Below are 21,474 nucleotides of genomic sequence, written 5' to 3' on the forward strand. Positions count from 1 at the left end.
TTTTCGGCAAGCGATGATCGGTCTCACCCGACGCAGGTCTTCGATCACACAGTCGCGCTGGCCTATCGGTGGTGGCCTGATCACCTCGCCGCGATGCTGCGCGAGTCCGGGTTGGCCGACGTAGCCCGGATGGTTCGTGAGCCTGAGCCAACAGACCGACGGCAGTTCCAGGAGATTCAACTGCTCGCCCGCAAAACCTAGTGTCTCGTGATTCTGGATAATTTACTTAACATGTCAAGTAAAATGGCAGTATGGAGTTGACGACGGACGAACAGGTGGAGTTGCGTGCCCTGGTAAACGATCGGGATGTGCCGGCGAACGTGGCGACACGGGCGCGGATCGAGTTGTGGCGTGCCGAGGGTCGACAGAAGAAGGATGTTGCGGCGCTGGCCGGTGTCTCGCGGCCGACGGTGGATCTGTGACTGTCTCGCTACGCGGCCGAGGGGATCGACGGGTTTTTTGACCGGTCTCGCGCCGCACCGCGGGAGTAGATGCCGGCAAAGGTGCGTAGTCGGATCCTTGCCTTGACCCGTACCAGCCCGCCGGCGGAGACGGGCCTGTCGCATTGGTCGAGCCGGGAGATGGCCAAGTTCATCACCCGCACCACGGGTATCAGGGTGTCCTTCCACTATGTGGCGAAGCTGTGGCGGGACAACGGGCTGAAGCCACACCGGCAGGGCACGTTCAAAATCAGCAAGGATCCTGCCTTCGCGGAGAAGGTCGCCGACATCGTCGGCCTTTACCTTGATGCGCCCGGTGGAGCTGTCGCGCTCAGCGTGGACGAGAAGACGCAGATCCAGGCGCTGGACCGGACCCAGCCGCTGCTGCCGATCGAGTTCGACGCCTGTGAGAAACGCACCCACGACTACGGCCGGCACGGCACCACCCGGACCGCCACCGGCGGTCGACCGTCGCCGATTCACCGTAAGAAAAGTCTACTGTCAATCAATCAACACACAACAAGTTGCCGAGACTGAAACGAAGCTTGGCCGGCGAAAGTCGCCAGCCCAAAAGTTGGCACCAACGCCGAGATAAGACACCGTTGCCGCGGTTGACGGCCACCCAGTGTGGCAGAGTGCAGCTGGATTCGCATTGCTCCTACCCGTGCCATCCGCGGGCGCCGGCGCGAGCCGCTCGGAGAACCCAGCCATTCGATGAGGTGAAGACCCGCCGTGAGCAAGCACCGCCGGGGCCCGATAAGGGTCTGGCTGAATCGGCGGCATGCCGTCGCTATTACCGTACTCGACCGGCAAAGTCAAGATCAATCAACAATGCATCGGACGCGGGTACTCACGATGCCGGTGGTCGCGGTCGCGACCCTCCTTCTCATCAACGGTTCCGCGGCCACATCGCAGGCGAATTCCAACGCAGGCCCACCTCCCGGGCCGGCGCGACCGCCGGCCGACGGCGGGAGCTTCCCGATGCCGAGGCTTGTCACCTCGGGCGGTTCCGGCACCTCTGGTGGCGATGGCTCCACGCCGAGCACGCAGAGCCTGGCGGTGGCGGCGGCCACCGGAGCCGGCGTGGTCGTGACACTCGGTACCGGTGACAAGGGGATACCGGACCGGGTCCTCGCGGCGTATCAGAAGGCGGCGCAGCGGACCGCGCGCGAGCGGCCCGGCTGCCAGCTGGCCTGGCCACTGCTGGCCGGGATCGGCAAGATCGAATCCGGCCACGGCGCCGGCCGTTCCATCAGCGCCGACGGCACGATCACGCCGTCGATCGTCGGACTGCCCCTCGACGGCAACGACGGACGCGCCCTGATCCTGGACACCGACGGCGGTAACTGGGACGGTGACACGTTCTTCGACCGTGCCGTCGGACCCATGCAGTTCATCCCCTCGACCTGGCAGGGATCGGGCCGTGACGGAAACGACGACGGCCAGCGCAACCCGAACAACATCGATGACGCGGCCCTCGCCACCGCGGGCTATCTGTGCGCGTACAACCGCAACCTGACCGACCCGACGCAGCTGCGGGCGGCGGTCTTCGCGTACAACCCGTCGGACGACTACGTCCGGGCGGTGCTGGCCTGGACGACCGGGTACAGCGACAGCGGAGTGATCGCGCTGCCCACATCAGCCACGGCCGGCGCGCCAGCGCCGGGCAGCGGGCCCATACCCGTACCGACCATCACGGTTACCTCACAACCACAGGCGGCCGGAACACCGACGCCGACGCCGTCGACCGCCTGCCCTGTCATCACCGTCGAGAGCGCCACGCTGACCGCGACACCGACCAACCTCGACGACGGCGTTCCCGGCTACGAAGCCCTCGACATCGCCGGAGTCCTCACCGCGACGACCGCCGCTCCGGTCACTGCTCCGGTCACCGCCGCCGTCAACGCGACGCTGTCCGACAGCCACGGGTGGGTGATCACGAGTGTCCGTACGGTTGTCACCGCCGACGCCCCCGGCGCGGTCACACCACGACAACTCGCCCGCTTCGACGGAACAACCATCGGCGAAGCCGGTGCGGACAGCGCCCTCACCGTCACGCTCACTCCGGAGTTGGACGCCGCCGGCTGCGCAGCCGCGCCGCCCACCACCTTCGATGTCGGCGGTCTGAGCCCGGCGGACTTCGCCGGGTGGGCCACCACACCGGCGCGACTGCACGCCCGCCTCGCCGACTACGCCCAGCTGGGCCAGGTCGAACCGGCCACCGCCGACGCGTTGGGCGCCGTGATCCCCGCCAGCGTCACCGGCCCCGGAGCGCTCACGCCGTTCCTCGACCGGCTCGGGAGCGCCACCCCTGCCCAGGTCAACGACGAAGCGCGGGCCCGACTGACAAGCATTGCGCAACGCCTGAACAGTCAGCAGACGCAGAACACGCCGTCGCCGGCGCCAACAGGCACGCCCGCTCCAACTGCCACGCCGGCTCCAACTGCCACGCCCGCTCCGACAGCGACGCCTGCTCCGACGCCATCTCCAACACCCACGCCGGCACCGGCACCGGCGAGCACCACCCCGACGGCTGCCCCAGCGCCGACCCCGGCGTCCGCCGCCACCTCGGCCGGGGCCGCTGGCGCAGCGCCGACGGCATCCCCCGCGCCGACACCCGCTCCGGCCCAGACACAGACAACTCCAGCGGCTTCGGCAACCTCGGCAACCTCGCCGTCTGCATAGGCCGATCAGAGATCGCTCGCCAACGGAAAATCAACAGAAAAGCTACAGATGAACTCCTAATGTGAAAGTGACGCAAACGGTATGGACTGGGTGGAATCCACCCAGCTAAGGTTCGTGGCGCTGGGTGGGGATCGCAGCGACGGGGAGTCGTACTTCCCGTCCATGGCCACGGAGGGGTCTTGACCCAGTCACCACCTGCCGGCACATCCATGCCACGCCATCGCCGGGCAACACAATCGCTGCCGGCGCGGTTGCACTGGTATTCCGCCGTTGCCGTGCTCACCGGTACTGCGGCCGTGCTCAGCATCATCACCAGCTGCCAGCCGACCGAGCTCACGAGCCAGCCGGTACCCATCACCGCGACGTCTGCGCAGGCCTCCGGGGCACCAAGTGATCCGCGGCCCACGCCGCCGAGCGCTCAGCCCGTCCCGTCATCCTCGGCGCCGACGACAACAACGGCGGCCCAGGTGTCACCGGCGACGACGACCCACTCCGCGACCCCGACCGCGAAACCGGGAGGCAGCGCGGCGGCCACCCGGCCGGCAACGCAGTCACCGGGGCAGGGGTCGACAACGGTGACTCCCGGCCGGATCATGCCGGGAGTCACCTACACCGGCGACGGCACCTTCTACGCACTGGGCGCCGGCACGGGGAACTGCCTCTACGAGGGCGCCGGTCTGGACACATCCCACGCGTATGCGGCTCTCAACCAGGCCGACTACGAAAACGCGCGGATGTGCGGCGGCTACGTCCGCGCCACCGGCCCCCGCGGCACCGTCGTGGTGAAAATCGTCGACCGCTGCCCCGAGTGCAAGCCGGGTGACATCGACTTCAGCCCGGAGGCGTTCGCCGCGATCGCCGACCCGGTGGCCGGGAGAGTCCCGATTTCCTGGCAGCTGATCAGCCCGGCGAACATCGGTAACCTGCAGTACCGGATCAAGGAAGGGTCGTCCGCCTACTGGCTGGCCATCCAACCGCGTAACCACCGCAACCCAGTGGTCTCGCTCGAGATCAGCGTCAACGGGACCTGGCAGGCGCTGCCGCGGGAGGAGTACAACTACTTCCTCGCGCCGAACGGCCTGGGCGCGGGCCCGTTCACCGTCCGGGTGACCGACATCTACGGCCAGCAGATCGTCAACTCCGGAATCACGCTCAGCCCGACGACGGTTCAATCGACCGCGTCGCAGTTCGCCCAGCACTGACCGGAACCAGCACTGACCGGAACCAGCACTGACCGGAACCAGCACTGACAAAGACGACCAGCGGGCTGGCAGCGGGCGCGGACGAACATCCTCGCGCCGCCGGCGCAGGATCGGCACAGGCATCAGGCCAGAGCGAGACCGAGCAGCTCGCGGACCTCGTCGTCGGTCGTCTGGGCGAAGTCGGCGTAGTACTGGCCGACGGCGAAGAAGGTCGACGGCGTACTGAGGCAGACAACGCCGTCGGCAATGAGCCGCATCTGCTGGCAGGCACGCTCGGAGGCCACCGGCACAGCAACGATCACTCGGGCCGGCCGGCGTCGGCGGACCGCGTCGATGGCAGCACGCATCGTGGCTCCGGTAGCCATACCGTCATCGACGAGCAGGACGACACGACCGGTGACGTCGAGGGGCGCCCGGTCGTCGCGGTAGGCGTGTTCCCGCCGGTCAAGCTCGCGGCGCTCGGTGTCCACCACCCGGTCGATCATCTCCTCGCCGATACCGAGACCACGAATCACCTGGTCGTTGCGGACGAGCGTCCCACCGGTGGCCAGCGCCCCCATCGCAAGCTCGGCATGACCGGGCGCACCGAGCTTGCGGACGAGGAAGACGTCCATGGGCGCCCGCAGCCGCTGGGCGACCTCGAAGGCGACCGGCACTCCCCCCCGGGGCAGGGCGAGGACGACGACATCGCCCCGGTCGGTGTGGCCGGCCAGGGACTCGGCCAGAGCCCGGCCGGCCGACCGCCGGTCAACGAACAATTCGGGCACCGTCACCCCCTGCCGTCACCGTTGCCACCGCCGGTGCCACCGCCGGTGCTGCCACCGGTACTGCGACCGGTACTGCGACCGGTGCTGCGACCGGTGCTGCGACCGCTAGCGGCCTTACCGCCGGTGGCGGCGGCCTCGTCGGCAACACGCGGACGCACCTCGGCATCCGGACCGGGGTAGGTGAAGGTGACGTGCTCCGAATCGGACCAACTGACCAGGAACGGCGGATCACCGGACGGGGACCGCACTTCGATGATCTCTCCAAACCTTTCCGGCCTACCCAGAGTCCGCCCGTGAATGACCAGAGTGTCACCTGGGTGTGCCCGGACCAGCCGACGCGATGCGTCGGTGGTGGCACCGTCACCGGCGTGAGCGCCTGCGCCCACCCCGGCGACCGGGGTCCGGCGATGGCGGGCGATGACCTCCTGAGCGAGCGGCCGGATCAGATCCTCGATTCGCCGCGCGTCCCGTATCAGGAGATCGTCGACGGACAGGACGCCGACGATCTGGTCACCGTCGAGGACCGGCAGCCGGCGCAGAGCATGGTCCCGGAACACCTCGTACGCGCGCGCCAGTTCCACACCCACCGACAGGGTGAGGACATCGGTCGTCATCACCTGCCCGACAGCGGTCTCCACCGCGATGTCACGGGCGAGACCGCGCAGCACGATATCCCGATCAGTCACAATTCCGACCAGACGCTCATGGTCCGTGACGAGAAGCGCACCCACCCCGTGGCGGTCCATCTCCTGCGCCGCTTCCCGAATCGTCCTGGTCCGCTCCACCGTTACCGGCGGTGCGCTGACGACGCTGAGTACGTCCGTCATCGACGCTCACCTCCCGGGCCTGGACCCCTGGTCAGCGTCCCGAACGTCACGAGTCGGGACTTCCGACGACCAGCCCGTAATGTTGTTGGTAAAATATGATCTAAATATGACTAAAGGTCGTAATACCGGTCGATACCGTACAAGTCCGTCCGGCGGGTACAGCCCGGATTCCTCCGGACGCGAAGGAAGCCACCACCAGCCGCGCGACCGTCGGCGCCGCCCTGTCCTTCCCATCCCCCTCGACCATGCTCGGCACACCCCGAAGGGCGACCTTTCCATGCGCCCCGACCCGGGTACCGCCTACGAGTCGCAAGATTTCAACCACTATGGGTCAGGTGGTTCAAGGTGTCCTTTCCGTGGAAGGTGGCAGGAGTCAACACGACCCACGTGACCAACCTCCGGTCGCCTCAACAAGGAGGACGCATCGTGAAGGGAGGACGCATCGTGACGATGGTCGTGGCATACGGCGACGGCCTGGTACGGAGCGCGGTCGATCCGCCGCTCGGCACAACGCCGAGACCAGAACCGACACCCGGGCCGGACGTCCCCAAGCCTGGCCCGTGGCCCGACACGCCCATACCGGGACCCGACATCCCCGATCCCGACCCTGCGCCCGACATACCGGGACGCGAGCCAGGACCGGACATTCCCGGCCCCCTACCATGATCTGATCTGCCTCCACCGATCCCCGATCCCCGGTCCCCGATCGCCTCGCGGCGTCGGAACGGCCCCCGGCACGACCATCGACATAGATCCGTCTCCGGACGACCCGGCGGTTGGCGGCAGGTGGATCAGACCCAGTCGACAAGTGCGCCCGGACGATCCCCAGCGTGGACCGGTGACCAGCGAAGAGGAGTTGACCAAGCCGATGCAGCGCGGAAGCACCAAACACGGTCCGATCAGGGACGACAACCTTGCCCACGAGGTGGACGGGATCGTCCGGGCACGCCGGGAGACTCGCACCGAGGACTGGCGCTCCGCCGAGCCCCCGGGAGAGGACCAGCCTCAGGTAGCCCTCATGCCGGACACCTCAGGTGCCGATCGCACCGCCGGCGCGAACACGGCCGCGGATGCCCGAGCCGAGCTCGCCCGATGGTTCGACCGGCACGACTTCCCCGCTCGCGCGGCTCAGCTCGTGTACAGCCTGCGCAGCCACAACGCCCCGGACCAGCTGGTCAATTCGCTCCTCACCCTGCCCAAACGACAGCGGTACAACTCGGTTGGCGATCTCTGGCGGGCGCTGCACGGAGGCGAGGACGTCGAAACCGTCCGGTTCTGATCAACCGCATCGTGCCACGGCCGGCCCGCGGTCAACAAGCCTTACTGCCAACAGGCCTTACTGCCAACAAGCCTTATCGGACGCCCGAGCCGGCCGGGGACCTGCCCGACAGCCTCGACAGGTAACGGTGGCAGGCCGCCGCGCGATCGGCGTCCTGCTTCATGATATCGCGGAAAAACTCGGCGATTTCCCGCTGGTCGTCGTTCTCCGCGTCCCGGGCAAATTGTTCGTATTCGTGGCAACCCCGCAGGGCGTGGTACTGCACGGAGATCAGATCATAGGCAACGTCACTGAATTCCGTTTCACCGCTCGCCATCGTCAACCCTCTCCTTCGATCCGTAGCCGGCCGGTCCATGGCCCGCACTGTCTTCATCGACGCTCCCCGGCGAAGTAAACGCGTACCCGGCGTCGAATCCCGGTCGCGCACCGCACCCGGCGGAGGGCAGCCGAGCAGGCGCGCGTCAGGAAGGGAAGACTGTCGCCATGACCAGCCTCTGCGGCATCGAGCTTGAACATCCGCTCATGAACGCCGCGGGTACCTGCAAGAGCCTCGACGACGTCGACACGCTGGCCCGATCCGCCGTGGCGGCGGTCGTCGTCGGCTCCATCACCGAGCAGGCCCGCACCGGCAACGGCGGTAACGTCTACCACACCGGCGCTTTCTTCTCGCTCAATGCGCTCGGTCTGCCGAACCCGGGGCTTGAATACTACCGCGAGCACCTGCCAAAAATGGTCTCGCTGGCGCACGAAGCCGGCAAGCCACTCATCGTCAGCATCGCGGGATTCAGCGCGCCGGAATACGCCCGCGCAGCACATGATGTGGCATTGACCGGCGCCGATGTCATCGAACTCAACCTGGCCTGCCCGAACGTGTGGGACGGTGGCACGCAGAAACGCATCGCCTGCTTTGACCACGGCCAGACCAGGTCCATCTGCGTTCAGGTCGGCCAGGCACTCGAAGCCGTCGCCGGCACGCGTCCGGGCACGTACCGACCACCGCCCTTCGGCATCAAGATTTCGCCGTTCTCGGATCCGGCCGGCCTGGCCGAACTCGCAGACCTTGTCGGGGCGTTGTCCCGCGAGCCATCCGGGCCGCGCTTCGTCTGCGCGGTCAACACCTTTCCCAACGCCTTCGCTCTGACCCAGGCGAACCGTCCGGTCATCGATGTCGAGCTGGCCGGGCTCGGCGGACCCGCACTCAAGCCCATGGCGCTGGGTCAGATACGGCAGCTGCGGCGGCTGTTGCCCGAAACGGTCGAACTGATCGGAGTCGGCGGGGTCACCGATGGACGCGACGTCGTCGACTTCCTGCACGCAGGCGCGGACGCGGTTCAGGCTGCCACCGCGTTCTGGAACCGCCAGGGCGACGCCGGGGTGTTCGGTGACATCCTCACCGACTACGCCGACCAGATCGCGGACCGACCAGATCGCTGACCGACCAGATCGCTGACCCAGCAGATCGCTGACCCAGCAGTCCGACGTAAACAGGCCGTCGGGACGAGCTGGCCTCGCTACGGTGTCGCTGTGGTGACAACGCAGCCAGCACGGCCGACAGAACAACGGCAGGCCGGTCGCGTTCTATGGCCGGCGTTCTGCGTGCTGTTCACGGTGGCGGCAATCCTGGGTGCGTGGGGGCTGGCGCAGCTGAGCAGGTCCGCCGACCAGTGCCCGCCACCGGCTTCAGCGCCGTGTGGCTACACCGCCGCGGATGTCGTCTACTTCGACGCACAGCTGTTCCTGTTGGGCGCCGAACCCCTGCAGAACGGCGGCCCATTCCCGCTGCCGTTGGAGTTCGCCCGCTTCCTGGCTCCGCTCGCGACCGCGTACGGCGTGGCCGTGTCCGTGTGGAACCTGCTCACCGACCGGCGTCACCGGTGGATGGCCCGCCGGGCCCGGGACCACGCGGTCGTCATCGGCGACGACCTGTTCGCGATGACGCTCGTCCGCCGCCTTCGGGCCGCCGGCGTCCAGGTGGTCGTCATCAGCGCAGACCCCGATCTGGACCGCGCCGAGGGGCTCGTCCAGAGCGCGGCGCTCGTCGTCATCGGCGATGCCTGGGACCAGGCTGTGCTGCGTGCCGCGGGTGTGCCCCGAGCGGCCACCGTGTACGCCTGCCTGCCGGACAGCGCAGCCACCGCCGCGACGGTGGCTGCCGTGGGCGCGCTCGCCGAGCAGGAACCCGACCGGGACGAGCCACTCGCCTGCTATGCACGGCTGGCCGACGGTGAACTGGCGCTCGCGCTGAAGGCACGCCGGGTGGGGTTGTCATCGGCATCGGAGTTCCGGCTGGATTTCTTCACGCCGGAAGAACTCGCCGCGCGCACGCTCGCCGCCCGCATCCTGGAGCCCCATCTTGGTTCCGACGATCCGGTGCCGTCGATCGCGGTCGTCGGCCTGGGCCCGTTCGGTCGCGCGTTCGTCGTGGAACTGGCCAGGCTGTGGCGGGTCCGTGCCGGCGGTCCGCCGCTCCCGCTCGTTCTCATCGACACGAACGCCTCGTCCCAGCTCACTGAACTTCGACAACGCTACCGGCCGGTCGACGCGCACTGTGCGCCCCGGGCAAAGGATGAGGCCGCGCAGAGCTTCGATCTCGCGACGATTCCATGGGAAATTCTTATCCCGGCTACGGTGGATACACCGGAAATACCAGCTATACGACACCTGGTTCTCTGCGATCAGGACGAGGATGCCGCGCTGCGCAGAGGGCTGAACATGGTCCGCGGCGCCGCGGGCACCGGGCAGACCGTGACGGTCTGTGTCGGGCAACGAACCGCTCTCGGCGACCTGCTCAATCCCCATCTACTCGATCCCGGGCCGGGAGAGGTACGGGTGTTCGCAGTCATGGGCGAGGCGGCGGAACCGGGCGAACTGCACAATGACACGCTGACGGCCCTGGCCCGCGCCATCCACGGCCAGTACCTGGTCGATGAACAGGAAAAAGGCGCCACGATCGGCGGAACCGACTCGATGCAGCCGTGGGAGACCCTACGCGCGGACCTGCAGGCGGCAAACCGAAGTCAGGCCGAGGGAATCGGTGCCAAACTCAACGCGGTCAACGCGGTCGTCATCCCGATGACCTACCCGATGACCGATTTCGCGTTCACCGCCGCCGAAACCGACATGCTCGCCCGGTTCGAACACGAACGCTGGTGTGCGGAGCGACGAAGGGCAGGATGGACCTTCGCCCCGGTTCGCGACGACAGCCGCAAACAGCACAACCTGCTGCGCGACTGGACCGACCTGTCACCTGATCAGCGTGCCAAGGCGACCGCGACCGTCCGTCACCTTCCAAGCCTGCTGGTCGACCACGGCCTGCAGATTCTGCGCCTGCGCTGACGCCAGACCCACAGGCTGGCCGTCGGTGGGAAACCGGTGGAAAACCGACAAGCCGCGAATGGAGGTTGGCCGGCGATTGACCGACACGCCCGGCGGAGGGACCGTAGGCGAATGGCAAACGTGGGTGAGCCGGTGCGCATCGTGGAGGACGAACCGATCAGCTGGCCGGACGAAGAACCGCTTGCGGTTCCCGTGCCGGCCGGACCCGAAGCCGAGCCCGAACCTGTACCGGCAGGCACATGAGCGTCATCGGGTGGCGCCAGTGGGCGGTGGACGCCCACGGCCAGCTCCGGCCGGCCTGGACGCCATGGTCGCCGTTCCCGCCCGACCTGCTGCTGTGGCGCCCTGACGGCGTCACCAGGGCCCTGTGCCTGCGGGCACAGCGTGACGACCTCAGCAGCCGGATGTTGCGGGTCCCCATGGCGCCGCACCCGAGGATGCCCAGCGAGGACTGTGTCTGCGGGCTCTACGCGTGGCTCTGCGCGCGGGCGCTGGCCGACGCAGCCGCCCCGACATGGACATCACGGCCCATTGTCGTGGGCGCGGCCCGGCTCGGTGGGCGGCTCGTCGTCACCGAACGCGGGTACCGCGCGCAGTTGGGATACCCGGTGGCCGTGCTCGACCCCCGGGGCGTCGTGTCGCCGGCCTATGCGGTGGCGCGGTACCTCAGCTGGGACGCGCTCGTCGCCGAATGGGATCAGCACGACGACGTCGACCAGGATCGAGACCGGTATCCACCTGGCCTGCTTTAGAGCGACCGGCAATAGGGGACGCGGCGTCGCGGGGCGCTCTTAACCGGTGAAGCTGGCGCCCCGTGCGGCGACGAACGCCCTGTCGGTCACCGGGCCCCAGACGCCGTCGACACCGACACCGAGAGCTACCTGGATCGCCCGCACCGTCGCGATGTACGCAGCCTGCGAACGCGGGCCCCAAAAGCCGTCCACGGTCGTGCCGACCGCAGCCTGCTCCGCGCGGGTGTGGTGGTTCGCCCGCACGGCCTGGATGGCGGCGTCGGTCACCTGCCCCCAGATGCCGTCCACGGCCACATGCACGGCCCGCTGCAGGGCCTGCACCCGTGCCCGCGATCGTCCGCTCGCGTCCGCACCGGTACTCCCGCCCCCACCCCCGGTGCTGACGACCGGGACGATGGCGGCGACGGGTTGCGGTCCTCGCACGATCTCCGTCGCCCTGGCGATGATCCGTTCCGCGGCCGCCGCGCGCAGCGTCCCCGGGCAGCCGAAATGGCCACCCCAGGCGGCGGCCCCGTCCGAATGCAGGATCAGCCCCGAGCTGCCCGGGGTGTGGGTGACGGTCAGCGCCCAGCCGAAGGTCTGCGCACCATCGGCGTATGCCTGCGCGACGGTCTCGATCTGCGAGTCGGTCAGCGGCTCGGTGTCGAAACCCTCGGTCTCGATCGAGTCGTAGTTGGCATTGCCGGCAACCTGCGCCCACGCCCGGACATCCGAGTGGACGTACTGCTCGCGCTGCCCCGCCTTGCCGGCCCACAGTGTGGACGACACCTGGGAGGCGGGGTTGTCGAACCAGCCGAACAGGCCTCCGTTGCCCTGCTGGACGTGCAGAACAAGTCCGATCGGACGGATCGCGTCGCCGTCGGTGTTACGAACTGGCCGGAAGGTGAAGCCCGGAACGATGTGCGCCACCCGGGTATCTTCCATGTTCCGCCCGGCACGTTGCCAGGCGGATACCGACCGCTGATTCCACCGATGTCAACAACATCGCCAACATATGACACCGTGCGACTTTATGTAATCACATCAGTACTGGTTGGCGTCCAACTCCGGACATCCACCCTCGTGTGCCGACTTACAGTGGGAACTCTTGTACGCTACGCGGTCATCGCAGCAGCGATGACCGCAGCCCAGGAATGGCTAATGCGCAGCCGCACGGGCGGCGGCCTCCCGGTCGAGTTCCTCGATGGCCCGGCTGACCGCGATGATGCGCCGGGCGTTGTCCACGTGCAGGTTCTCGATCATCCGGCCGTTCACGGTGGCGACACCACGGCCGGAGGCCAACGCCTCCTCCCAGACCGTGACGATGTTCCTGGCCTCCTCGAGCGCGACGTCGGTGGGCGCGAACGCCCGGTTGCAGGGCTCAACCTGCCCCGGGTGGATCAACGTCTTGCCGTCAAAGCCCAGCTGTCGCCCCTGCAGGCACTCCGCCTCGAACCCGTCGAGGTCGCGGATGTCGTTGAAGACCCCGTCCAGGATTGCCACCCCGGCGGCACGGGCCGCGAGCAGGCACAACCCGAGCCCGGGCAGCAGCGGCGCCCGGCCGGGGACATGCTCGGCGTGCAGCTCGTTGGCCAGGTCGTTGGTGCCCATCACCAGGACGGCGAGCCGCTGCGAGGCCCGGGCGATCTCCTCGGCATGCAGCATCGCGACCGGAGTCTCGACCATCGCCCAGATCATGGTGCGGTCGGGCGCACCCGCGGCCTGGAGGCTCTTCTCGACCGCATGCACGTCCTGGGCACAGGAGATCTTCGGCACGACCACGGCGTCCGGGCCGGCCGCCGCCGCGGCACGCAGATCGTCCGCATGCCAGCGCGTGTCCAGAGCGTTGACGCGGATGGTCACCTCACGCCCGCCGTAGGCCTGTTCGGCGACCTTCGCGCAGGCCCGTTCCCGGGCGGCGTCCTTGGCGTCCGGGGCGACGGCATCCTCCAGGTCGAGAATCAGCGCGTCCGCCGGAATGCCGCGCGCCTTCTCCAACGCCCGCTCGTTCGCCGCGGGCATGTACAGGACGGAGCGACGCGGCCGGTAGGCGGGCGCCGAGATGCCCGCCGGTGTGCCCGGCGAGGAGCTTGGCGAGGTGCTCATCGGGCGTCCTGCCTCACCGGGTCAACCAGGTCTGCGAAGCCGTAGGCCGCAGCCAGGTGCGGATCACGCCCGGCCAGGGTCCGCGCGAGGTCCAGAACAACCTTGCACTGCTTGACCGAGGCGTCGTCCTGCATCTTGCCGTCCACCATGATTGCTCCGGTCCCGTCACCCATCGTATCGATCACATGTCGAGCCCAGGCAACCTCGGCGGGCTCCGGACTGAAGACCCGCTTCGCGATGTCGATCTGCACCGGATGCAGGCTCCATGCGCCGACACAGCCGAGCAGGAACGCGTTGCGGAACTGGTCCTCGCAGGCCACCACATCGGCGATGTCACCGAACGGCCCGTAGTACGGCAGGATCCCGTTGGCCGCGCAGGCGTCCACCATGCGGGCAAGCGTGTAATGCCACAGATCCTGCTGGTAAGTGGCGCGCGGCGCGTCCGGGTCGGTCGCCGACGGGTCCTGGCGGACGAGGTATCCCGGATGCCCGCCACCGACCCTGGTCGTCTTCATCCGTCGGTCCGCGGCGAGGTCTGCCGGCCCGAGCGAGAGGCCCTGCATCCGCGGGCTCGCCCCGGCGATCTCCTCGACGTTGGCGACACCGCGCGCGGTCTCCAGGATCGCGTGGACGAGCAGCGGCCGGGTGAGCCCCGCCTTCGCCTCGAGCTGGGCGAGCAGACGGTCGACGTAGTGGATGTCCTCCGCGCCCTCGACCTTGGGCACCATGATGACATCCAGCTTGTGACCGATCGCCGGGACGAGGGTCAGCAGGTCGTCGAGGCCCCACGGCGAGTCCAGGCTGTTCACCCGCGTCCACAGCTGGGTGTCGCCGAACTCCGTGGCGGCGGCGAGTTTCGCCAGGCCCTCCCGGGCCGCGATCTTGGAATCGGCCCGGACGCCGTCTTCGAGGTTGCCCAGCACCACGTCGAGGCGGGGCAGGATGTCCGGGACCTTCGATGCCATCTTCGCGTTACTCGGGTCGAAAAAGTGGATCACACGGGAGAGCCGCTGCGGAAGCTCCCGCAGCGGCGCCGGCGCGCCCACCGCGAGCGGAGCGAAGAAGTCCTTCGGGTTGCGCATGGGAGAACTCCTGTCAACTCGTCCAGCTATGTCATGGTACGTCCAGGTACCTGAAGCCACGTACGGTTGGCGGATCCTCGTGCTGGTCGCGCACCGGCCGCGGGGCAAGTATCGCGCCCGGGAACCCCATGGGCATCCGATCGACATCCGGTCGACCGGAAAAGGAGATGGCAGGTGGTCGGGTACGGGTTACTGTCGGCTGGTGTCCCTCTTCCAGTCGGTGAGCTCGACCGCGACCGGTGCGGAACCGGGGGGCGGGAAACCATTCGAAGGCGCGGCGCCCGCGATCTCCATGCGGGCAGTGGTGAAGCGCTACGGAAGCCTGACCGCGGTGGACGGTCTCGACCTTGACGTTCCCGCCGGGGTCTGTCTCGGCCTGCTCGGGCCCAACGGCGCCGGCAAGTCCACCACGATGCGGATGCTGACCGCCCAGTCGATCGCCGACAGCGGCCGGATCACCATCCTCGGCTACGACGTGCCGGGCGCATCCAAGCAGGCCAGAGCGGTGATGGGCGTGGTGCCACAGGAGGACAACCTCGACATCGAGCTCACCGTCCGACAGAACCTCGCTGTGTTCGCCCGGCTGTACCGGGTACCCGCCCGGGAGCGCCGGGGCGCGGTCGATCGGGCGCTGGCCCTCGCGGACCTGGTCGACCGCGCCGACACGGTGACCGCGAACCTCTCCGGCGGGATGCGACGGCGGTTACTGGTCGCCCGGGCGCTGGTCCACCGTCCCCAGCTCGTCCTGCTCGACGAGCCCACGGTGGGACTCGACCCGCAGGTCCGCCAGGAACTGTGGAGCCTGATCGCCGGCTTACGCACCGGCGGAGTGACCGTACTGATGTCAACCCACTACATCGAAGAGGCAGAACGGCTCGCTGACGACGTCGCCATCATGTCGCATGGCCGGGTCATCGCGCGCGACGCGCCAGCCCGACTACTCGACGCGCACGCAGGGCGGACCGCGGCGGAATACTACGGCCCACCCGAGCGCCTCGCCGAGATCGCGGCGCAGGCGGGCGCGGCCGGTTTCACCACCCGACGGACCGGGCCGTCGGTCTCGGTGCTCCGGGCCGAGAACATGCCCGCCGAACTGGATGAACGGCTCGGAGCCGGCGTCCGACGCGCGGCGACCCTGGAGGACGTGTTCGTGGCCCTGACCGGGGAGCGGGTCGAATGAACGGGGCGGACGAAGCCAACGGGGCCCAGGCGACGCGACTGCGGCGGATTGAACCGGCGGCACTGGCCGGAGTCATCGTCCACGACCTCACGCTGTTCCGGCGGTCCTGGCTGTCGACCACCTTCTCCGCCGTCGTGGAACCCACCATCTACCTGCTGGCCTTCGGATGGGGGTTCGGCTCACTGGTGTCGGTCGTGGCCGGCTACCGGTACGTGGACTTCCTCGGCACCGGAATAGTCGCGACCGCGGTACTTTTTTCCTCAGCCTTCACCGGGATGTTCCAGACGTTCATCCGGCGGACCTATCAGAAGATCTACGGCGCCGTTCTGGCCGCACCCGTCGACGTGCCGGAGATCGTGCTCGGAGAGGCCCTGTGGATTGCCGCGCGAGCCGGCGTCTACGGGTGTGTTCCGCTGGTGGTGGCGCTCGCGTTCGGCCTCGATCCGGTTCCCGGCATGCTGGTGGTCCCGCTGGTCGGCTTTCTCACCGGGCTCGGCTTCGGCCTGTTCGGTATCTGGACCTCGGCGCTGGTGCCGTCCTTCGACAGTTTCAGCTACATCATCTCCGGCATCATGACGCCGCTCTTCCTGGTCGCCGGCACGTTCTTCCCGATAGCCGGGCTGCCCTACTGGGGCCGTGTCGTCGCCCGGCTCAACCCGCTCTACCACTGTGTCGAGCTGGTGCGGGACGCGGCGTTCGGGTTCGCTCCGCTCGCCGACCTCGGCCACGTGGGCGCGCTGGTCGCCTTCGCCGGGCTGATGTGGCTGCTCGCCGTCCGCTACATGGGCCGCCGGCTCATCGACTGACAGACCATGGTCACAGAGCCGTCGGTAAGGGTTAAGATACGATCAGATCAATGGTGCAGCTGACTCCGGGCGCCGCAGCCAGCTTGGCGTCGCAGGTGATTACCGCGCCATCGAGTTTTTCGGCGAGCGCGATGTAGGCAGCGTCATATGGAGTGACGTTCTCGTGTAGCTGCCACCTGCGTTCCAGAAGTGGAGCGAGCGGCATGCGGCGAATGGGAAATCCGGCCAGGTGCCGTAACGCCCGCGGCACCGCCGCTTGCAGGCTCGGATTACCGCGGGCCATGCCACGCAGGGCGGATGTCACCTCGACGTCCAGATGCGCCGGCGCGAAAAGCGCATGACCAGCGGAAAGTCGGGCCACGACAGGTGGCCGCCGGGGATCTGAAACCGCGTAGAAGGCGGCCAGGACCGACGCGTCGATCACCGCGAGGCTCACGAGGCCGAGGCGTCCCGCACCTCGCGCACCGCAGCTACGGCATCCTCCAGGGTGACGCCAGAGCCCTGGGGAGCCTCGTACGACGCCATGTAGTCGGCCAACCTGGTTACGCGGGCCACCTCGGTCAGCCGTTCCACCACAAAGGCGTTGAGCGACTGGTGGCTTGCCGCCGCACCCTCGGCGAGAGCCGTGTAGATCTCGTCGGGTACGTCGCGCAGGTTCATCCGCCTCATGGTGCCATTGTGGCACCACGGTCGTCAGGTAGGCCACCCGTCCACGTACGACAGGCAACCATCCACCCGGCATTCAGCAGCCCTCACACGCGCACCCACACCACATCCGCGATCAAACCCTGGCGGGATCAGCCCTTGCGAGTAACCGCACCACTCCGTTCCGCCAGAACGGAACCCGGCGGAGCACTTCACCGGAGCACCCCTGCTCTGTTGTCGATAATTGACAGCATGTTGTGATTAACGGGCAGGCTTCCGCACCTAGCATCATCTGCGCCCACCATCATTCGGGCTGACCCATCATCCGGGCGCGACGCCTTGCCAAAAGGGGGTACGACAATGGACTGGCGCCACCGGGCCTTCTGCCGGGGTACGGATCCCGAACTCTTCTTTCCGATCGGGACAACCGGGCCGGCCGCGAGCCAGATCGATGCCGCGAAAGCTGTATGCCGGCACTGCACGGTCACCGACGAATGCCTGGCCTGGGCTCTTGACGCCGGCCAGGACAGCGGTGTCTGGGGAGGGCTCAGCGCGGACGAGCGGCGCGAAGTCCAACGGAACACGGTTCACCTTCCCGTGTAACCCCGTCCATCAGACGTCAACGATCTTTCATCAACGATCTTTCGAGGTTTGTACGCCAAAAAGATACCGAATGACCGCACAAACCTCGAAAGATCGATCCGGGCTGGGGATAATGCGAGTGCCTGTGGACGGACGCTGAGCAAAACTGCCGGAACATGGCAGCCTGAAGATCATGCATGAAAACAGGTCGGCGCCTGCAGGCAACACACGCGGCGGTCGCCCAGGGGCGTGTCCTCACGACGCACCAGTCGCCCCACCGACCCCACCGACATCCCCGGCTACCGGGGCTACCGGGGCTACCGGGGCTACCGGGGCTACGGCGGCAGACCCGGCCACACCGGCCACGCCGGCCGACGTGCTGGCCACTGCGCTCGCCCTCGCTGCCACGCAGAACGGTGCGCTGACCCGGGCTCAGGCCCTCGCCGTGGGCCTGAGCCCGGCGACGCTCTACCGCTTGGCTCACGTCGGTGGCTGGGAGAATCCGGTTCGGGGCGGCTTCGTCGTCCCGGCTGCTCCTGACCGTGTGCACGCCCGTGCCCGGGCAGCCCAGCTCATCCGCCCGGACGCGGTCGTATGCGCAGTGACCGCTGCCAGGATCCACAGGTTTCCAGGGCTCCCGCAGCCGACCCATGACGAACCGATTCACCTGCTGTTACCGTCAACCGCGAGGACATCGCGCAGTCGGGGCGTAGTGCTGCGCTGGTCGCCGCTGACGTCGGCAGAGTCGATGACGGTCGCCGGCATCCGGATCACCCATCCGTCGCGGACCATCGCCGATCTGATCCTCTGGTCCTCACGTGAGGAAGCGGTGTGTCTACTCGACGCGCTTCTGCACGAGTATCGACTCGACGAGGAAAATCTCGCAGCGATCAAGATCGCGGTGGCCGGGCGACACGGTGGCCGGCGAGCCGACACCTTCTGGGACCTGGTTGACCGGCGCTCGGAATCCCCGTTGGAGACCCGGCTCCGGCTGTTGTTGGTCGACGCCGGCCTTTCACCGGAACAGCTGCAATGGCCGGTCCGCAACGAGGTCACCGGCGTACCCGTCGCGCGGCTCGATCTCGCCTGGCCATCACGCCTGCTGGACGTCGAGGCGGACGGTGCGGCCACCCATAACGGTGCGACCGCCCTGTACCGGGACCGTTACCGGCAGAACGACCTCGTCGGCCGCGGGTGGACGGTCCTACGTTTCACGTGGCCGGATGTCGTCCATCGGCCGGAATACGTGATCGAAAGCGTCCGCAGACAGCTTGACCGTTGATCTTTCGAGGTTTGTACGCCGAAAAGGTACCGGATGATCGTACAAACCTCGAAAAATCAACATCGGTCCGCTTGGCGGTTCCGCTTGGCGGTTCCGCTTGGCGTTCAGCGGGGCGGCAGCGGACGGAAGTCCGGCGGCCGGCGCTCCAGGAAGGCGGCAACGCCCTCGCGGAAGTCGATACGCCGATCGGTGTCGCGGACCAACGCATCCGCGTCGAGCTGAGCGTCCGCGAGAGTCCGTCCCCAGTCTGCCGCCAGCTGGGCCTTGACCGCGGCCATCGCCACCGGAGCACAATTGGCCACCAGATCAACCGCATACGCCCGGGCGGCGGGCATGAGCTCATCCGGCGGAAACACCCGGTCAACCAGACCGAGCGCCAACGCCTCCTGCGCCAACACAACCCGACTCGAGATGAGCAGGTCAGCAGCCCGAGCAGGCCCGATCATGCGGGTCAGCAGCCAACTGACGCCGAACTCGGCCGGCAGTCCCCGTCGGGTGAACGACGGGGCGATCTTGATGCCGGCCGCCGCGAACCGCAGGTCACACGACAGCGCCTGGACCAGCCCGATGCCGGCACATGCACCGTTGAGGACGGCGATGGTCGGCTTGCGCAACGACCGGGCATGGGTCATTGGACGGGTCCGCCACGCCGGCTTCTCCGCGGCCGGACCCTGCGAGACGCTGTCGAGATAGCCCATGTCCATGCCGGGGCAGAAGCTGGTGCCGGCCCCTGTGACCAGTACGACCCGGACATCGGGATTGTCGTCACAGGCGTCGAGCAGATCGAAGAACGCCCGCTCCATGTCCAACGTCCAGGCGTTTTTTCGCTCTGGCCGGTGCAGGGTCAGCGTGGCGACGCCGCTGTCGACGTCGCAGAGCACAACCTCGGGCGCTGCGGTAACTGTCACGTGCATCAACCTATCCACGTTTCGAACAACCAACGGAGGCCGTCTGTCCCGACCGAGAGCGACTCGCCAGAGCACGCTCAGCTGGCACGCACTCAGCCGGCACGCACTCAGCCGGCGACGACAAGCTCCGGCCGGCGGGGCGCGGTGACCGTCCGTTCCAGGCGACAGCGCTCGTCATGGGCCAGAGTCGCGTTCCAGTAGCCGCCCGAGTCCCGCCACAGTTCAATGACGCCCGCGCAACACAGGCAGGCATAATCCGTCGCGGCCTCCACCAACAGTTCTGGCGGCATCCCATCTCCCTCGACCTGAATCTTCACCACACGCCTCCATACTGGCTCTGCAACGTCGGCTGGCTCTACAACTTCGGCTGGCTCGACAACGTCGGCTGGCTCGACAACGTCGGCTGACTCGACAACGTCGGCTGACTCGACAACGTCGGCTGACTCGACAACGTCGACTGGCTGGATACCCGCCCGTTTCACGACCCAGGAAGTGCGCCCGTAGCCGCGCTTCTACCGGCCCGACCGGAGACAACCGCCGGTTCCTTGGGCAACCCGAGGACGGTTTCCCCAAGAATGTTGCGCTGTACCTGGGACGAGCCCGCGTAGATGGTGCCTGCCACGGAGTTGTAAAGGGTGCCGATCCAGGATGCGGTGGAATTCGGCGAACCCGGGTCGTCCGTGCGATAGGCACGCGGCGGCCGCCGCCCCTGCATGACCATGCCAGCTGCGCCGAGGACATCAAGACTCAGGTCGGTGACCAGCTTATGGTATTCACTCCAGTACAACTTGCTGATCGACGACTCAGGGCCAGGAGGCCCGCCCAGCAGGTAGCCGGTGAGCACGCGGTAGCCGAGGAAGCGCATGACCTCGACCCGGGCATAGCAGTCGGCGAGCCGCTGCCGCACGATCGGATCAGCGCCGAGCCCCCGCTCGCGGACCAGATCCCGCAGTCGGTCGAGCTCATTGCGAAACAGCACCGGGTTCGTCGCGGCCTCCTCACCGCGCTCGTACCCCAACAGGGTCATCGCGACCTGCCAGCCGCCGTTGACCGTCCCGACGACGTTGTCCGCGGCTGTGCGCGCGTCGACGAAGAAGACCTCGTTGAACTCGCTGTCGCCGTTCATCGCCGGGATGGGCCGTACCTCGATACCGGGCTGACGCAGGGGGACCAGCAGAAACGAGATTCCGCGGTGGGGTCGCGCGTCCGGGTCGGTACGGGCCAGCACGAAGATCCAGTCTGCCTCGTGAGCCATCGACGTCCAGATCTTCTGACCGTCAATGACCCATTCGTCACCATCGAGAACCGCCCGAGTACGCAGAGAAGCCAGGTCCGAGCCTGCGCCGGGTTCCGAATAGCCCTGGCACCACTTCTCCTCGCCCGACAGGATCTTCGGGAGAAACCTGTGCTTCTGCTCCTCGGTGCCGGCCCGCAGCAACGTGTTGCCGACCATCTTGATGCTGAACGTGTCGTTACGGATGCCCCACGGCGCGCCGGCCTGCGCTAGCTCCTCCATGAGGACCACCTGTTCGATCTTGGTTAACCCGCCGCCGCCGTACTCCGCCGGCCAGGAGACGCCAAGCAGGCCAGCCCGGAACAGCCGGTCCCGCCAGTCA

Annotated in this window: 23 protein-coding genes and 2 pseudogenes; 13 read left to right on the top strand and 12 right to left on the bottom strand. The window is 67.7% G+C overall.

Translation table 11 applies throughout. The annotated features are described in order from the left end of the window. The 3 genes and pseudogenes from U9983_RS18215 to U9983_RS18230 all read left to right on the top strand — a co-directional run. Positions 1–201: pseudogene (locus U9983_RS18215) on the top strand (SAM-dependent methyltransferase); the annotation flags it as partial. Between the two features lie 50 nt (positions 202–251). Beyond that, positions 252–887, top strand: a pseudogene (locus U9983_RS27960) (IS630 family transposase); the annotation flags it as partial. A 384-nt stretch (positions 888–1,271) separates the two neighbouring features. After that, on the top strand, positions 1,272–3,125 hold the full coding sequence (locus tag U9983_RS18230; RefSeq protein ID WP_322755190.1) for a hypothetical protein: 1,854 nt from the start codon (positions 1,272–1,274) through the stop codon (positions 3,123–3,125). A 418-nt stretch (positions 3,126–3,543) separates the two neighbouring features. On the opposite strand, the gene U9983_RS18235 is transcribed toward U9983_RS18230, so the two are convergent. Further along, positions 3,544–3,720, bottom strand: coding sequence for a hypothetical protein (locus tag U9983_RS18235; protein ID WP_322755191.1), 177 nt, complete (start codon positions 3,718–3,720; stop codon positions 3,544–3,546). Between U9983_RS18235 and U9983_RS18240 the strand changes: the two genes are divergently transcribed. After that, positions 3,701–4,327 carry an expansin EXLX1 family cellulose-binding protein gene (locus U9983_RS18240; RefSeq protein ID WP_322755192.1) on the top strand — a complete coding sequence of 209 codons (627 nt, stop codon included), beginning with the start codon at positions 3,701–3,703 and terminating at the stop codon, positions 4,325–4,327. The genes U9983_RS18235 and U9983_RS18240 overlap by 20 nt on opposite strands. A gap of 122 nt (positions 4,328–4,449) precedes the next feature. Here U9983_RS18240 and U9983_RS18245 read toward each other — a convergent pair whose 3' ends face one another. Together U9983_RS18245 and U9983_RS18250 are read right to left on the bottom strand one after the other, a co-directional pair. After that, positions 4,450–5,094, bottom strand: a complete 645-nt coding sequence (locus tag U9983_RS18245; protein WP_322755193.1) for a phosphoribosyltransferase — start codon at positions 5,092–5,094, stop codon at positions 4,450–4,452. A 2-nt stretch (positions 5,095–5,096) separates the two neighbouring features. Further along, positions 5,097–5,921 (bottom strand): DUF1918 domain-containing protein, encoded by an 825-nt coding sequence (locus U9983_RS18250; protein ID WP_322755194.1) that lies wholly within the window; start codon positions 5,919–5,921, stop codon positions 5,097–5,099. Between the two features lie 426 nt (positions 5,922–6,347). On the opposite strand from U9983_RS18250, the gene U9983_RS18255 reads away from it, so the two are divergent. After that, positions 6,348–6,587 carry a hypothetical protein gene (locus U9983_RS18255; protein ID WP_322755195.1) on the top strand — a complete coding sequence of 80 codons (240 nt, stop codon included), beginning with the start codon at positions 6,348–6,350 and terminating at the stop codon, positions 6,585–6,587. A 172-nt stretch (positions 6,588–6,759) separates the two neighbouring features. Further along, complete coding sequence (locus U9983_RS18260) at positions 6,760–7,200, top strand: DUF2795 domain-containing protein (RefSeq protein ID WP_322755196.1); 441 nt, start codon at positions 6,760–6,762, stop codon at positions 7,198–7,200. A gap of 73 nt (positions 7,201–7,273) precedes the next feature. On the opposite strand, the gene U9983_RS18265 is transcribed toward U9983_RS18260, so the two are convergent. Next, positions 7,274–7,516 (bottom strand): acyl carrier protein, encoded by a 243-nt coding sequence (locus U9983_RS18265; RefSeq protein ID WP_322755197.1) that lies wholly within the window; start codon positions 7,514–7,516, stop codon positions 7,274–7,276. A 167-nt stretch (positions 7,517–7,683) separates the two neighbouring features. On the opposite strand from U9983_RS18265, the gene U9983_RS18270 reads away from it, so the two are divergent. The 3 genes from U9983_RS18270 to U9983_RS18280 all read left to right on the top strand — a co-directional run bounded on the left by U9983_RS18270 (position 7,684) and on the right by U9983_RS18280 (position 11,288). Further along, complete coding sequence (locus tag U9983_RS18270; RefSeq protein ID WP_322755198.1) at positions 7,684–8,634, top strand: dihydroorotate dehydrogenase; 951 nt, start codon at positions 7,684–7,686, stop codon at positions 8,632–8,634. 90 nt (positions 8,635–8,724) lie between these two features. Then, positions 8,725–10,536: an NAD-binding protein gene (locus tag U9983_RS18275; protein WP_322755199.1), complete on the top strand. Its 1,812-nt coding sequence runs from the start codon at positions 8,725–8,727 to the stop codon at positions 10,534–10,536. Positions 10,537–10,775: 239 nt separating this feature from the next. Further along, complete coding sequence (locus U9983_RS18280; protein WP_322755200.1) at positions 10,776–11,288, top strand: hypothetical protein; 513 nt, start codon at positions 10,776–10,778, stop codon at positions 11,286–11,288. A 39-nt stretch (positions 11,289–11,327) separates the two neighbouring features. Here U9983_RS18280 and U9983_RS18285 read toward each other — a convergent pair whose 3' ends face one another. From U9983_RS18285 to U9983_RS18295, 3 genes are all read right to left on the bottom strand, one after another. Next, complete coding sequence (locus tag U9983_RS18285) at positions 11,328–12,197, bottom strand: N-acetylmuramoyl-L-alanine amidase (protein WP_322755201.1); 870 nt, start codon at positions 12,195–12,197, stop codon at positions 11,328–11,330. A 228-nt stretch (positions 12,198–12,425) separates the two neighbouring features. Continuing rightward, entirely contained in the window at positions 12,426–13,373 is a 948-nt protein-coding gene (locus U9983_RS18290; protein ID WP_322755202.1) for a CoA ester lyase, read from the bottom strand. Next, positions 13,370–14,455 carry a CoA ester lyase gene (locus U9983_RS18295; protein WP_322755203.1) on the bottom strand — a complete coding sequence of 362 codons (1,086 nt, stop codon included), beginning with the start codon at positions 14,453–14,455 and terminating at the stop codon, positions 13,370–13,372. The genes U9983_RS18290 and U9983_RS18295 overlap by 4 nt, the downstream gene beginning before the upstream one ends. Before the next feature lie 292 nt (positions 14,456–14,747). Between U9983_RS18295 and U9983_RS18300 the strand changes: the two genes are divergently transcribed. Together U9983_RS18300 and U9983_RS18305 are read left to right on the top strand one after the other, a co-directional pair. Then, positions 14,748–15,635, top strand: a complete 888-nt coding sequence (locus U9983_RS18300) for an ABC transporter ATP-binding protein (protein ID WP_416211434.1) — start codon at positions 14,748–14,750, stop codon at positions 15,633–15,635. Beyond that, positions 15,632–16,441, top strand: coding sequence for an ABC transporter permease (locus U9983_RS18305; RefSeq protein ID WP_322755205.1), 810 nt, complete (start codon positions 15,632–15,634; stop codon positions 16,439–16,441). The genes U9983_RS18300 and U9983_RS18305 overlap by 4 nt, the downstream gene beginning before the upstream one ends. A 31-nt stretch (positions 16,442–16,472) precedes the next feature. On the opposite strand, the gene U9983_RS18310 is transcribed toward U9983_RS18305, so the two are convergent. Next, entirely contained in the window at positions 16,473–16,877 is a 405-nt protein-coding gene (locus U9983_RS18310) for a type II toxin-antitoxin system VapC family toxin (protein ID WP_322755206.1), read from the bottom strand. Further along, a complete protein-coding gene (locus U9983_RS18315) occupies positions 16,874–17,101 on the bottom strand; it encodes a hypothetical protein (RefSeq protein ID WP_322755207.1) in 228 nt (75 codons plus the stop codon). Before U9983_RS18315 ends, U9983_RS18310 begins: the two co-directional genes overlap by 4 nt. A 345-nt stretch (positions 17,102–17,446) precedes the next feature. On the opposite strand from U9983_RS18315, the gene U9983_RS18320 reads away from it, so the two are divergent. Beyond that, complete coding sequence (locus U9983_RS18320) at positions 17,447–17,689, top strand: WhiB family transcriptional regulator (RefSeq protein ID WP_322755208.1); 243 nt, start codon at positions 17,447–17,449, stop codon at positions 17,687–17,689. Between the two features lie 355 nt (positions 17,690–18,044). After that, positions 18,045–18,950 carry a DUF559 domain-containing protein gene (locus U9983_RS18325; protein WP_322748451.1) on the top strand — a complete coding sequence of 302 codons (906 nt, stop codon included), beginning with the start codon at positions 18,045–18,047 and terminating at the stop codon, positions 18,948–18,950. 104 nt (positions 18,951–19,054) lie between these two features. Here the strand turns inward: U9983_RS18325 and U9983_RS18330 are convergent, their stop codons facing one another. The 3 genes from U9983_RS18330 to U9983_RS18340 all read right to left on the bottom strand — a co-directional run. After that, positions 19,055–19,864 (bottom strand): enoyl-CoA hydratase-related protein, encoded by an 810-nt coding sequence (locus tag U9983_RS18330; RefSeq protein WP_416211433.1) that lies wholly within the window; start codon positions 19,862–19,864, stop codon positions 19,055–19,057. 101 nt (positions 19,865–19,965) lie between these two features. After that, positions 19,966–20,175 (bottom strand): hypothetical protein, encoded by a 210-nt coding sequence (locus U9983_RS18335; protein ID WP_322755210.1) that lies wholly within the window; start codon positions 20,173–20,175, stop codon positions 19,966–19,968. 161 nt (positions 20,176–20,336) lie between these two features. Continuing rightward, positions 20,337–21,474 (bottom strand): acyl-CoA dehydrogenase family protein (locus tag U9983_RS18340; protein ID WP_322755211.1); only part of this gene is annotated, 1,138 nt, incomplete at its 5' end.

The organism is Protofrankia sp. Cas3 (genome assembly GCF_963555955.1).
Lineage (GTDB): Bacteria > Actinomycetota > Actinomycetes > Frankiales > Frankiaceae > Protofrankia.